8 protein-coding genes and 1 tRNA gene are annotated in these 13,294 nt (G+C 57.5%); 5 read left to right on the top strand and 4 right to left on the bottom strand.

The features are described 5' to 3' along the window. Positions 1-108 precede the first annotated feature (108 nt). Positions 109-1,068: a hypothetical protein gene (locus tag QS713_RS07020; RefSeq protein WP_313273886.1), complete on the bottom strand. Its 960-nt coding sequence runs from the start codon at positions 1,066-1,068 to the stop codon at positions 109-111. Between the two features lie 106 nt (positions 1,069-1,174). Further along, positions 1,175-2,629 (bottom strand): zinc-dependent metalloprotease, encoded by a 1,455-nt coding sequence (locus QS713_RS07015; protein ID WP_313273884.1) that lies wholly within the window; start codon positions 2,627-2,629, stop codon positions 1,175-1,177. 217 nt (positions 2,630-2,846) lie between these two features. On the opposite strand from QS713_RS07015, the gene QS713_RS07010 reads away from it, so the two are divergent. Then, on the top strand, positions 2,847-3,887 hold the full coding sequence (locus tag QS713_RS07010) for a YlbL family protein (protein WP_313273882.1): 1,041 nt from the start codon (positions 2,847-2,849) through the stop codon (positions 3,885-3,887). A gap of 89 nt (positions 3,888-3,976) precedes the next feature. Here the strand turns inward: QS713_RS07010 and QS713_RS07005 are convergent, their stop codons facing one another. Further along, the gene (locus tag QS713_RS07005) at positions 3,977-4,621 is read right to left on the bottom strand and encodes a PPA1309 family protein (RefSeq protein WP_313273879.1); all 645 of its coding nucleotides are present in this window, start codon (positions 4,619-4,621) and stop codon (positions 3,977-3,979) included. Positions 4,622-4,711: 90 nt separating this feature from the next. Between QS713_RS07005 and QS713_RS07000 the strand changes: the two genes are divergently transcribed. Beyond that, entirely contained in the window at positions 4,712-7,750 is a 3,039-nt protein-coding gene (locus tag QS713_RS07000) for a UPF0182 family membrane protein (RefSeq protein ID WP_313273877.1), read from the top strand. A gap of 323 nt (positions 7,751-8,073) precedes the next feature. Here QS713_RS07000 and QS713_RS06995 read toward each other — a convergent pair whose 3' ends face one another. Beyond that, positions 8,074-9,903 (bottom strand): BCCT family transporter, encoded by a 1,830-nt coding sequence (locus QS713_RS06995; protein ID WP_313273876.1) that lies wholly within the window; start codon positions 9,901-9,903, stop codon positions 8,074-8,076. Positions 9,904-10,227: 324 nt separating this feature from the next. Between QS713_RS06995 and nrdD the strand changes: the two genes are divergently transcribed. From nrdD to QS713_RS06980, 3 genes are all read left to right on the top strand, one after another. Further along, positions 10,228-12,390: an anaerobic ribonucleoside-triphosphate reductase gene (gene nrdD / locus QS713_RS06990; protein ID WP_313273874.1), complete on the top strand. Its 2,163-nt coding sequence runs from the start codon at positions 10,228-10,230 to the stop codon at positions 12,388-12,390. A 15-nt stretch (positions 12,391-12,405) separates the two neighbouring features. Further along, positions 12,406-13,014 carry an anaerobic ribonucleoside-triphosphate reductase activating protein gene (nrdG, locus tag QS713_RS06985; protein WP_313273873.1) on the top strand — a complete coding sequence of 203 codons (609 nt, stop codon included), beginning with the start codon at positions 12,406-12,408 and terminating at the stop codon, positions 13,012-13,014. A gap of 108 nt (positions 13,015-13,122) precedes the next feature. Next, positions 13,123-13,199, top strand: a tRNA-Met gene (locus QS713_RS06980). The last annotated feature ends 95 nt before the right edge of the window (positions 13,200-13,294 follow it).

The following is a 13,294-nucleotide window of genomic DNA, read 5'->3' as shown; positions in this document are numbered from 1 at the left end:
GTGGAATCCGAACCCTAGGACGGGCCGGCTGAACCGGAACACTAGGGCGAGCTGGTGGAATCCGAATACCCGGACGGGCCGGCCTAACCGGACACTATGACAGGGGCGTTAAGGCACGAGGGTTTGGGCGCATTCGCAATCGGGGTTAGCGGGCCAGGCGAATACTTCCCACAGCAGGTCGCGGCGCAGAAACCGAACCTGCCCCGGTGCAAGCCCACCACCATCAATCGCGTCCGTGCACGCGCGGGTCACTACAATGCGGGTGATTGCCTCTAACTGTGCTCCCGGACTGGGGAATGGCTGCGCGCTAATTTGCAGTAATAGCTGCGGCCAAGCGGAATCTACCGAGGTGCAGCACGCGTCAATACACTTCAAGCAGGGCCCGCGGTCGGGCTCCACCAGGGGGCCCACTTCTACGCCTTCCGATTGGAAGACCACCACCAGGTGGGGGACCACGGGTGGTTTCCAGTTGCATGCGGACGCCGCGTGCGCGAAGAAGGCAATCACAAAATCTGGCGCGTAAACCCGGTCCCACTTCGCCGCCCCGCGCTCTCGTTCAGTCTCGGTAGGGGCGTCTGGCGAACCCGCGGGTTCGCCCAGGGCACTCAGTGGGAACCCGGGAATCTCCAGGCCCACTTGTCCGATCCCAGCGGCACGTAAGTCACCGCGCAACTCCTCCAGAAAACCCCGTAGTGCAACGGTTTCGCGCCTCGACTGCGACGGCTGTAGGTATAACTGCACGGCAAAAGCAGATCGCGCCCCCAAGGCCCGGTCTGTTCCAACGTCGCGTTGCAAACGCGCGCCCTCCTCAGACGGGCTCGGTACCTCATCAATGCGCAGCAAACCAGCATTGTGCAAACGCGTGCGCAACGATTCTAAACGTTCCGCATCTATTCCCAGCCGTTTGGCGCGCGCAGCGAACCCAGCGGGGGAGCGTTCAGTGCGCAAGTCCAGCAGAATATCCCGTTCCTTCTCGGTTAACCCCGTGAAGTTAAGGCGAGAGTTAATCCCAAATTGAACTTCCCCATCGGGGCGGGCAAACACGGGAATCCCGGGGCGCAACTGCATGTGGGCTCCTAAGGCAAAACAGTCAGATTAAGCAGGTCGGTTAGACAACTTCTACTGTGCCAAATCTGCGCGCTACCCAAAAGAGCTCCCCAAGAGCTGTGGAAAACTACTCGTCGTCAGAATCGCTGGGTGGATGCGGATCCTGTTTCGCATCCCCCTCAGAATCCTGCCCTGGCTGCAGACCTTCAGCCCAACCTAACGTCCCTTCTAAAAGCTGGTTGAGCGCGTCATCGATCTCTTGATCTTCCGCATTGCGCTGCTCGCGCCGATCCAAGAACGCGGTGGGTTCCTCCAGGTCTTTTGCAGTCGGGGCCATATCCGGATGCTGCCACAGTGCATCCCGCGCTTCTTTCCCTTCCTTTTCGGCCACGTGCTGCCACAATATCGCTGCGTTACGCGCCTGGCGGGGACGCATCTGCAAGCCGATTAGTTCCCCCAGAATCTGTTCCGCAGGGGACCCGTCAATGCGACGCCGCCGCATAATCTCCCGCAACTGGTCCACGTGCGGCAGGTACGGACGCGCGGCCTCATGCGTTACGGTTTCCACCCAACCTTCCACGAGGGCCAGCAGGGTCTCTAAGTGCAGCAGCGCCTCATTCTGCTTATCCGAACGCTGCCCGGCGAACAGGTTCGTGCTCATCGCGATCTCTAACTCATCGGGGTTAGTGGGGTTAACCGACATGGCGGCGTCCCGCATCGCCTCTTCGTCAATCGTGATCTCACTGGCGTACTTGCGCACTGCCCCCAGGATTTCAACGCGCAACCAGGGGACGGAAGCGAACAGGCGTGCGTGCGCATCTTCTCGCAGCGCGAGGAACTGGCGGACCTCATCGGTTGGAATGTCGAACTCGTCCGCGAACGCATCCACGTTCGGAACCACCAGCGCCGTGCAGCCACTGCGGCCGGGCACCCCCACGTCCGTGGCGCCTAACGCGGCGTGCGAAAGTTCACCCAGCGCTTTCCCCACTTGGGAACCAAACACGGCTGCGGACATTTTCTCAATCATCGGCCCAGCCTGCCCCATCAGCGATGCAAGCCCCTCAGGCAAATCCGCCATTCCCGCGTTCGACATTTGATCCATCTGATCGTGCAACGTTTGCGTCAGCGCGTTCGCCAGATTTGACGCCACCGGTTCCACCATTTGCTTGAGGGTTTCGAGCGACTCATCCAACCAATCGCTGCGTCGCCACGCGTGGCGCTCACTCTTGGTTGGTTCCACGGTGGTTACTGCATCCAACCACAAGTCTGCGATCTGTAAGCTCTGCCGCACTTGTTCGCCCTGTGCGGAGTTGATTTGTGGATCCCCTTCACCCCACGCTTTCTGCCGCGCAATCTCGTGCGCCATCTTCCAGTTAACCGGGCCACTGTCGGTGCTCATGAAGTACTTGAACTGCGACATCATCTGCTGCATCTGGGCCGGATCCGTGGGGATAACCGCGCCCGACATCTGCGTCGGATCAATCCCCTGAGCCCGCATGGACGCCAACAGTTCATCAGCTGCCGCGTCACCGAGCAGTTCGCGGAGCATTTGTTCCCATTCAGGCTGCTTATTTTCACTCATAACCTCTAAACTACCGTGTTGCACCTTGGCGCGGGAAGTAGAACTGTCCGACAATAGGGGAGTGCACACGGAAGAACCTTTACGATCAGCCTCAACAGAGGGAACTGCCAGCGAATCTGACGCAGCAAATTCGCTAACCGCTAACCGCCCGCCCAGCCAAGTCCCACGTCAATCGTTTCTGCGTAGGTGGCGCGGCGCACTCATCGCTACGGCAATAGTGTTCCTCGTTGTCGTCCTTGGGGTTGCGATCCCCATGCCGTACGTTGTGGAATCGCCCGGCCCCACGTTCGACGTGCTCGCCTCACGCGATAACGTCCCCATGATCGAACTGCAAACTAAAAATGTCGCGCCAAAATCGGATGGACAACTCCGGATGGTGACAGTGTCTTCACACGGCGGACCCGGCCAGCACGTAACGGCTGCGGAAGTGCTGTGGGGGTGGTTGTCGCCCAAAGAAACCGTGACTCCCGTTTCTGAAATTTACCCGAGCGACATTACGCAACAGCAGGTAGAAGAACTAGCGAAAGCGCAGATGGTGAACTCCCAGTCCACAGCGGCAGCCGCAGCACTGGAATACTTGGGGTACGACGTGCCTGCAAAAATCACCATCCGCGGGCCGGTTGCGGGCACCAAGTCGGAAGGCAAAGTGGAGGACGGAGACGTGCTCCAAGCAATCACCACACCAGATGGGGTGCGTCACCCGGTTAACCGCGCGTCCGTGCCGTTCCAACTAAATCGCGAACTAAAACCCGGGCAAACCGTAACCATGCACGTGTTGCGAAACGGGAAAACTAAAGACGTGCAAATCGAAACTTATAAGCCGAGCAACGTGCCGTCCGACTTTGTGGGGTCAAAGTTCGGAATGTACCTCACGGCGGATGTGAAACTTCCGTTCCCAGTGAAGATTCATTTGGAAAAAGTGGGTGGCCCCTCCGCTGGGACCATGTTTGCCCTCGGCATCATTGACCGGTTGACGGGCGGAAAAATGGTGGGGGACCACGTGGTGGCTGGTACCGGCACGATCTCCTACGCGGGTGAGGTGGGGCCGATTGGCGGGATCGTACAGAAAATGTACGGGTCCCGCGCCGACGGTGCCCAATGGTTTTTAGCGCCGCGATCCAACTGCGATGAAGTAGTTGGGAACGTGCCGGACGGCCTGCAAGTTTGGCCTGTTTCCACGTTGGATGAGGCGGTGGATGCGGTCGCGAAGATCCGCACCGGTGACGTTGCGGGTCACCCGCAGTGCACCCGGGAGTGAGCTCGCAGTGCACCCGGGAATAAGCCCAAAGTGCACCCGGGAATGAGCTCGCGAGCCGCGCCACGCGGATCTTCGTTGCACTAAGTGTGCTAGCAGCCGCAGCCTCCGGAACCGCAGCCGCAGCCACCACCGCCGGAACCGCAGCCACACCCACCGGCGGCGGGAACATCCCGGGCCTGCGCGGGTGCGAACGTGGCGAGTAGGGCGTCTACCAGGCCGGGAACCAGGTTCATGCCCTGGGCAACTTCGTCGTCCTCATCGTGCGAACGGGTGCGTACCGCACACCAGCTCTCCCCAGAACGCAGCACCCCGGTGACGATCCGCACTTCGTCGCGGTCCGGGTGGTTCGCAAAATATTCCACGGCTTCCTGCGGGTCCTCAGGCGCGGAATCTTGCACCTCAGGTGGCACCATTACCCGCTCGGTGCACACGGCGGCCCCCAAAACGGATTCGGGCCAGCCAAGTTGGGCGAGGGTTTCTTCAAGATCCGTTCCCGGCAGGTCCTCTTGAATCACGGCGGTGAGCGTGTGGGGTGAGTGATCCCACGTTGACTCCAACTGGTCGCGCATGTCTGCGGGCAGTTCGTCGAGCTCAAGTAGTTCCCCGGTCGGCACCAGGGCGTAAACCGTGCTGGCACGGTCCCATCCCAGTTGCGCGGCGGAACGTTCAATTTCTGTTACGGCAACTGTCAGGCCCTCTTCGGGGCTCGAAGCACCTAGTTGATTATCGTCCATGGTCGTATTGTTACCCCTTTAGCATTGGGTGCGCCAATCGGTAGGATAGAACAGTATAGGTGCAAGACCTCAAAGTTAGAAAGGTCTAACGTGACATTCTTTTCGTCTTTCCCCCGTCCACCAGCCGGTGGGCGACCACCTTCTGGGCCGCGTAAACCCAGTGGTGGCAACCGTAAGCGCAAGGGGCTCACGCCACTGCGACTCACCCTGCTGATTCTCGCGGTGGTGGCGGGGCTGCTGTATTTAGCTTCCACCCTGGGAACGGAAGTGCTGTGGTTTAACCAGCTCCGTTCCGCGCGCGTGCTGTGGACTAAATGGTTATCAGTCGCCGCGATTGTGGTGGTGGCCACGGCGTGTATTGCCACGATCGTGGGTGTGAATATGACGTGGGCTTATCGCAAACGGCCGCAGTCCACCCGCGGTGGGGTGGGGGCGTCACTGCGCGAGTACCAGCAGGTCATTGAACCGGCTCGGCGCGTGATCTTCTGGGGGATTCCCCTGGTTATCGGCCTGTTCACCGGCCTTGGGTTGGCGGTTGACTGGCGTCGGATCCTCATGTTTATTAACGGCACGTCGTTTGGGCAAAAAGATCCGCAGTTCGGGTTTGACCTTTCTTTCTACGTGTTCACTTTGCCGATTGTGCAGATGCTGCTGTCGCTGCTGACCACCGTGTTCGTGGTGAGTTTGATTGCGGTTGCAGTTGTGCATTACCTCTACGGCGCGGTTACGTTTACGCCCAAACTTTCGGTGACCGTGCCTGCCCGCCGGCAGCTGGGGATTAATGCTGCAATTTTGTCGTTAATTGTGGCGTTGAGGTACTGGGTGGCTCGCTACGCCCTTTTGGTCGCGGAGGGGCGGCCTAACGACGGCGCGATGTTCACGGATGTGCATGCGCAACTGCCGGCACAGACGATCCTTGCGGTCACGTCGGTGCTGGTTGCGGTGCTGTTCTTGATTGCAGCTTTCCGGGGGACGTGGCACCTGCCGGCTGCGGGGGTTGCGGTGACGGTTGTGTCCGCACTGGTGTTTGGGATGGCCTACCCCGCGTTGATTCAGCAGTTCAAGGTGAAACCGAACGAACGGGCGTTGCAGGCTCCGTATATTCAGCGCAATATTGACGCCACGTTGCAGGCGTATGGGATTGATGACGTGGATTCCACTACGTACGCGGCGCGCACGGATACGGAACCGGGCCAGTTGCGTGGGGACGCGGAGTCAACTCAGCAGATCCGCCTCATTGACCCGGATATTATTTCGCCCGCCGTGCGGCAGTTGAAGCAGTCGCGTTCGTACTACACGTTTGAGGACATGCTGAACGTGGACCGCTACGAGATTGACGGTGAGAAGCGCGACACCGTGATTGCGGTTCGGGAGCTGAACCTCGATGGGCTGGATGACCGGGAGCAGAACTGGGTTAACCACCACACGATTTTCACGCATGGTTACGGGGTGGTTGCCGCGTACGGTAACCGCGTTGGGCCGCGTGGTGAACCACAGTGGTGGGAAGAAGGGATCCCATCTTCAGGCGATATGGGCAAGTATGAGCAGCGAGTCTACTTCTCACCTGAATCCCCGGAGTATTCGATTGTGGGGGCGCCCGAAGGTAGCGACCCGTTGGAGCTGGATTACCCGGATGAGCAGCATGATGGACACCAGGTACCAACCACGTTCTCGGGTGACGGGGGTCCGAATGTGGGCTCGATTTTGAACAAGATCCTGTACGCCATTAAGTTCCAAGAGACGAATATTCTGTTTGCCTCGCAGATCAACCCGAAGTCGCAGATCCTGTACGATCGCGATCCTGCGCTGCGGGTTTCTAAGATTGCCCCGTACCTCACGTTGGATCGCCGGCCTTACCCGGCGGTGGTGGATACGGATGGGAATCCGAAAACGCCGAAGCGTCTGGTGTGGATTGTGGATGGGTACACGACGTCGAACCAGTTCCCGTATTCGCAGCATTTGGATGTGAATGAGGAAACGCGCGACGCGACCACGGCGAATACGCAGCAGTACGCGGCGAATGACAAGATTAACTACATTCGTAACTCGGTTAAGGCTGTGGTGGATGCCTACGATGGTTCGGTTCAGCTGTACCAGTGGGATAAGCAGGATCCGATTTTGAAGACGTGGATGAAGACGTTCCCCGGGCAGGTTAAGCCGCTGGAGGACATTTCGGGTGACTTGATGGCCCACATGCGTTATCCGCAAGATTTGTTTAAGGTGCAGCGTTCCATGCTGTCTGCCTACCACGTGACGAAGGCGGAGGATTTCTACACTGGTGGTGACCGGTGGCGTTTGGCAGAGAATCCGACTTCCAAGAAGGGGCCTGAGGGGGTTGCTCCCGCTCAGCCGCCGTATTATTTGACGATGAAGATGCCGGACCAAGACAGCGCGGAGTTCTCGTTAACGTCCGTGTTCGTGCCCGGTGGTAAGGCGGATCGTGAGCCCATGTCTGGGTTCTTAGCGGTGGATTCTGAGACGGGTAACGAGCCGGGGAAGATCCGGGAGGGGTACGGTAAGCTCAGGCTTTTGGCTTTGCCGTCTTCCACGACGGTGCCGGGGCCGGGCCAAGCGCAGAACGACTTCAACTCGGATACGACGATTGGGCCGGCGCTCAACCTGTTGAACCAGGAGGGGTCGGAAGTTATTCTCGGTAACTTGCTGACACTGCCTGTTGGTGGTGGCTTGTTGTACGTGCAACCGGTTTACGTGCAAGGTACGGGTTCCACCAAGTACCCGGTGTTGGGGAAGGTGTTAACTTCGTTTGGTGATTCGCGTGGATTCGCAGATTCGCTTGAGGAGTCTTTGGACGCTACGTTCAAGGGTGACTCGGCAGCTCACCTGGCGGGTAATACCGGTGCTGAAGGTGGTGAGGCCATCGCTGGTGGTGAAGCTAAAGGCGAGGGCAAATCGGATGCTCAGCGTTTAGCGGCTGCTCTTGAGGCAGCGGATAAGGCCATTAAGGATGGCCAAGAAGCCCTCAAGAACGGAGACTGGCAGACCTACGGGAAGAAGCAAGCGGAACTGCAAAAACACATTTCGGAAGCCATGCAGGCAGATAAGAGTGTGAAGGAAGGCCAGCAGGCCGGTGGTGACGCTAAGAAAGATACCGGGAAGAAAACTGAATAACCACTTCGATTACGCCCGCGCAGGCTTGCATTATTCGAGGTAGCTCCGGGGCAAAGAAGTAAAGTGGTAGGAAATGAGGGGCGCATCCGGGTTGTGGATGCGCCCCTCGAGTTTAATCAGTTTTACTTCAGTATTTCTAACGTCTCAACCGCGTCCATCATCCGAAGCGCTTTCAATATCTGAACCAGTTCCAATACTTGAAGCGCTTTCGTTTTCTGAACCAGTTCCAATACTTGAAGCGCTTTCATTTTCTGAACCAGTTCCAATACTTGAAGCACTTCCATCGTCTGAATCGCTTTCAACAGATGAAGCGTGCGGTTGCGCTACTTATTGGAGTGGTTGGTGTCGCCTTTGCGCCGCTTGCGGTGCCGGCGGATTACGCTCACGATTTCGGGGGCAATCGGAATTGGGCTAGAAGACCACTTGGTTCGCCGCTGCTCAGCTCCGTCCTCAAGGTCTTGGGTAACTTGTTCCGAAATGGTTTCAACCAGCATTTTGCGGCGCAGTTCTTTCATTTGCCGCTCGTGGAAGCGGTGTTCAGCAGAAAGTGATTTCCACAGGCCCTGGCACATCCCAATCATTACGAAACTGAATGGAAGGGCCGACAGGATCGCAAGGGATTGCAGTGCGGCCATACCGGTTTCAGAGTCGGAGGTGCCCAGCAGGGTAGCGGTAACCAAGCCAGCCATGGTCGCCCAAGTGAGGCGTACGTACAGCGGTGGGTTCGGGTTACCGGCGGTGGAGAGCATGGACAGCACGTATGAGCCGGAGTCTGAAGACGTGACGAAGAAGATGGTCACGAGGATCATGGCGACGCCCGACAGGATAGGTGCCCCGGGGAGTGCTTCGAAGGAATGGAAGAGGACGGTGTTGATGTCTACGCCGTCGGGGCCAATTAGGGAGTTACCGCTGAACAGTTCTTGGGCGAGCGCGTTGCCACCCATTACTGCGAACCACAGGAACGTGACGAGTGTGGGCACCGCGATAACACCGATTATGAACTCGCGGATCGTGCGGCCCTTGGAGATGCGGGCGATGAAGATACCAACGAAGGGGGACCAGGACATCCACCAGCCCCAGTAGTACGTGGTCCAGGACGTCAGCCAGGTGCTGCCGTCAACGCCTTGGAATGGGAGGGTTTGGAACGCCATTTCGAGGAAGTTCGACAGGTACATGCCGATCGTTTGCACGAATTCGGAGAGGATGAACACGGTGGGGCCGAGTGCGGCAACTGCGAAGGCGAGCAGCCCAGCTAGGATCAAGTTTGTGTTCGACAGCAGGCGAATCCCATTGTCGAGGCCGGAGGCCACGGAGAGTGCGGCGAGTCCGGAGATTACGATCACGAGGATCACCAGCACGGTGCGGGTTGCGTTGAAGCCCCACAGGTATTCCATGCCCGCAGCCACTTGGTTCACGCCAAAACCTAGGGAGGTAGCGATACCGAGGATGGTGCCGATGGAGGCAACTGTGTCGATCACGTCACCGAATGCGCCGCGCACCCGTTTTTCGCCCATAACTGGTTCTAGGGTCCAGCGGATGGAAACGGGGCGGTTGCGACGGAAGTGGGCGTATGCGATGGCTAGCCCGACGATCACGTAGATAGACCACGCGTGCAAACCCCAGTGCAGGTAGGTTGCGGAAACTGCTTCGCGCGCCAAGATTGCGGGGCTGCCCGTCACGCCTGGGCGTGGGGCAGCGAAGTGAGAGAGGGGTTCACCCGCACCGTAGAACACGAGTCCGATTCCCATTCCTGCTGCGAAAAGCATAGAGAACCAGGCGCCTCGAGAGTATTCGGGTTCCTCATCGTCACGCCCGAGCTTAATGTCCCCGAAACGGGAGAACGCCAGGACTGCTGCGAAACCTACAAAACCGGTGGCGACGAGTACGTAGTACCACGACAGGTTGTTAATGACGTGGGTCGACAGCCACGAGATTGCCGTGTTGAAGCCCGTTGGAATAATGAGCGCGAGCGCTACGAGTGCCACCAGGATAATTACAGATGGGTAGAAAACGCGTCTGGAGATGCCTTCTGGAATCTCGTTTTCCACTTTGCGTTTTGAGGCTTCGATGATCTCTGCAGCCTCTTGGGTTTCCTGTTCGGTGGGTTCAAACTCGTTAGCTAAAATAGTCTTGTCTTCTTCAGACAGCGACATAGTATTACTTTCATTTTGCTTATAGGGACCTTTTAACTTTCTCTGAAAACTCGTTTGTATTCCACTTTTACCGGTTCAAATCCGGGTTCTTATGAGGCGTTTCACCAGTTACGTACCAGTGCTTTGGTTCGGTTTGAAGTTGCCAAGGTGCGGGGCGCTCGAGGAGAGGGGAGTGGGGATAATCACCATTCCTGTCGTGTCTTGTGTTTGCGCTGTAAACCGGGTGTGCGGAGTTGGTTTTGGGACGCGCGGGTCTTAGGTGGCAGAGAAAACGAATTCTTTTCAGTACTATATATAGTGTTGCAAAGATGTAAGGAGCACAATATGTGGGTTGAGTCGCCAGTTCGCACGCACGTGGAGACCGTGGTCACTAAACGCGATGGGCGCACCGTCAGTTTTGACGCAGCAAAGATATACAACGCGATTACCTTGGCCATGGAAGACCAGGGGATTGACGACGCGGATTTCGCCCTGGACCTCACGCGCGAAGTGGTGGACAACCTACCGGAAACAGACCTAGACATCCCCACGATCCAACGGGTGGTGGAAGACCGGCTGATGGCATCCCGCTACCCAGAAGTGGCGCGGGCTTACATCGAATACCGTCACGACCGCGATAAAGAACGTGAACTGGCGATGGATATCCCCACCGCTTTGCACCGCCTGATTGCGCGCGACAAAACCGTGGTGAACGAGAATGCGAATAAAGATGCCACGGTGTTTAACACGCAACGGGACTTGACGGCCGGGGCGGTTGCGAAGGCATACGCCCTCAAGCACATGATGCCGCCAGCGGTGGCGAACGCGCATATCAAAGGGGAAATCCACTTCCACGACCTGGATTACAACCCATTCCAACCGATGACTAACTGCTGTCTGATCGACATTGCGGGGATGCTGCGCGACGGCTTCCAAATTGGGAACGCGCGAGTGGAATCACCGCGTTCAATCCAAACCGCAACAGCGCAGATCGCGCAGATCATCGCGAACGTGGCTTCCAGCCAATACGGGGGGTGCTCGGTAGATCGGGCGGATGAAGTGCTCGCCCCGTATGCGCAAATAAACTACGAGAAACACATGGCAGACGCGAAACGCTGGGTGCCTCAAGAAAAATGGGAAGATTACGCGCGCACCAAGACCAGTAAAGATATTTATGACGCCATGCAATCGTTGGAGTATGAGATCAACACGCTCTACTCTTCGAACGGGCAAACCCCATTCGTCACCCTCGGGTTCGGTTTAGGCACGGGGGAGCTAGAGAGGGAGATTCAGAAGGCGATTTTGAAGGTCCGGATTAAGGGGATCGGTAAGGATCACTACACGGCGATCTTTCCGAAACTCGTGTTTGGGCTACGTCGCGGGGTGAATCTGGAGCCGCAAGATCCGAACTACGATGTGAAGCAGTTAGCATTGGAATGCTCCACTAAACGCATGTACCCGGACGTGCTGTCGTACGATAAGCTCACTGAAATTGAGGGTGACTACAAGGTGCCGATGGGGTGCCGTTCCTTCCTGCCTAAATGGGTGGATCCAGAAACCGGCGAGGCCGTGAACGCGGGGCGAATGAACCTGGGTGTATGCACGTTGAACTTGCCGCGCATCGCGATTGAAGCGCGTGGAGATGTAGCGAAGTTTTGGAAGCTTTTTCACGAGCGAATCCAGATTGTGCGTGAAGCTTTGATGTTCCGCGCTGGGCGCTGTGAGGAAGCGGTGGCGGATAACGCGCCTATTTTGTATCGCCACGGTGCGTTCGGGAAGCGGGCGCCGCAGGGGGTGAATTCTGTTCACGAGTTTTTCGCCAACCAGCGGGCAACTGTTTCGGTGGGGTACATCGGGTTGTATGAGGCCGCTACCGCGTTCTTTGGGCCGAAGTGGGAGACGAACCGGGAGGCGAAGGAGTTCACGCTCGACATCGTTCGTGCTTTGACGGATTATGCGAATAAGTGGACGAGTGAAACCCCGTATTGGTTCTCTGTGTATTCCACGCCTTCGGAATCTTTGACGGACCGGTTCGCGCGGATGGATCGGCAGAAGTTTGGGGCGATTAAGGATATTACGGATAAGGAGTACTACACGAACTCGTTCCACTATGACGTGCGGAAGAAGGTCACGCCGTTTGAGAAGATCGAGTTTGAGTCGGAGTATGAACCGTTCACGAAGGGCGGGTTCATTCACTACTGTGAGTATCCGAAGTTGACGCATAACCCCGAGGCGTTGGAAGCGGTGTGGGATTACGCGTACGACCGGGTGGCGTATTTGGGGACGAACACGCCGATTGATCGTTGTTACGAGTGTGATTTTGAGGGCGAGTTTTTGCCGACGGAGGATGGGTTTAAGTGCCCTGAGTGTGGCAATACGGATCCGGATACGTGTGACGTGGTGAAGCGTACGTGTGGTTATTTGGGTAATCCGCAGAAGCGGCCGATGGTGCATGGGCGTCACGTGGAGATTTCTTCGCGGGTTAAGCACATGGATTTGGATGAGTAGGGTTGCTGGTGCCGCGTGAGTGCAGTGGCTGATTCGGTGGTGAACGTGGATGCCCAGGCGGAGGGTGTTCACGTTCCTTCGCCGCGCCAGTGGGATGGGCGGCGTTTGTCCGCTGGGTATATTGCGGATTATAAGCCGTTCAATTTTGTGGATGGTGAGGGGGTGCGCTGCTCTGTGTATGTTGCTGGGTGCCCGTTCCGATGCCCGGGGTGTTATAACGTGGCGGCGCAGTCTTTTCGTTACGGGAAGCTGTATTCGGCTGATTTGGAGAATCAGATTCTTGAGGATCTGGCGCAGCCGTATGTGGCGGGGCTGTCTCTGGTGGGTGGGGAACCGATGTTGAACACCCCGGTTTTGAACCCTTTGGTGGCGCGTGTGCGCGCAGAGTTTGGGCAGACGAAAACTGTATGGTGTTGGACGGGCTACACGTGGGAGCAGTTGCAGCATGAGACGGATGACAAGCAGACGTTGCTGCAAGGCGTGGATGTGCTGGTGGATGGGCCGTTTATTCAGCGTCTTTTTGATTCGTCTTTGGCGTTCCGAGGGTCTTCGAATCAGCGGATCATCGATGTGGCGGCTTCGCGGCAGGCTGGTGAAGTGGTGTTTTACCGGCATTACCGGTAGGTCTGGGCGCCGTTAGCGGCGGATCTGGTGGCGGGCGCGTGTGGTGATGAAACACACGCTGAGCTCGTTTGATCTTGCTGTGTGAACGCATTAAAGTAGATGTGTCGACGCGGGGTGGAGCAGTTCGGTAGCTCGCCGGGCTCATAACCCGGAGGTCGTTGGTTCAAATCCAGCCCCCGCTACCACTTCCCCGGTACCAACAGGTGCCGGGGTTTTTGCATACCCGGGCTGATTTCGTATGGGACTTTGTCAACTCCTATTTCGGGTTGTGCATTTAAAC

This window comes from Gleimia hominis (assembly GCF_032085515.1).
Lineage (GTDB): Bacteria > Actinomycetota > Actinomycetes > Actinomycetales > Actinomycetaceae > Gleimia > Gleimia hominis.
This window is presented reverse-complemented; position numbering and strand designations above follow the sequence as displayed.

What these genes read in the sequence shown, in the direction of transcription:
- QS713_RS07020 (WP_313273886.1), bottom strand. Translation starts at nt 1,068, where the DNA reads ATGCAGTTGCGCCCCGGGATTCCCGTGTTTGCCCGCCCCGATGGGGAA.
- QS713_RS07015 (WP_313273884.1), bottom strand. Translation starts at nt 2,629, where the DNA reads ATGAGTGAAAATAAGCAGCCTGAATGGGAACAAATGCTCCGCGAACTG.
- QS713_RS07005 (WP_313273879.1), bottom strand. Translation starts at nt 4,621, where the DNA reads ATGGACGATAATCAACTAGGTGCTTCGAGCCCCGAAGAGGGCCTGACA.
- QS713_RS06995 (WP_313273876.1), bottom strand. Translation starts at nt 9,903, where the DNA reads ATGTCGCTGTCTGAAGAAGACAAGACTATTTTAGCTAACGAGTTTGAA.
- nrdD (WP_313273874.1), top strand. Translation starts at nt 10,228, where the DNA reads ATGTGGGTTGAGTCGCCAGTTCGCACGCACGTGGAGACCGTGGTCACT.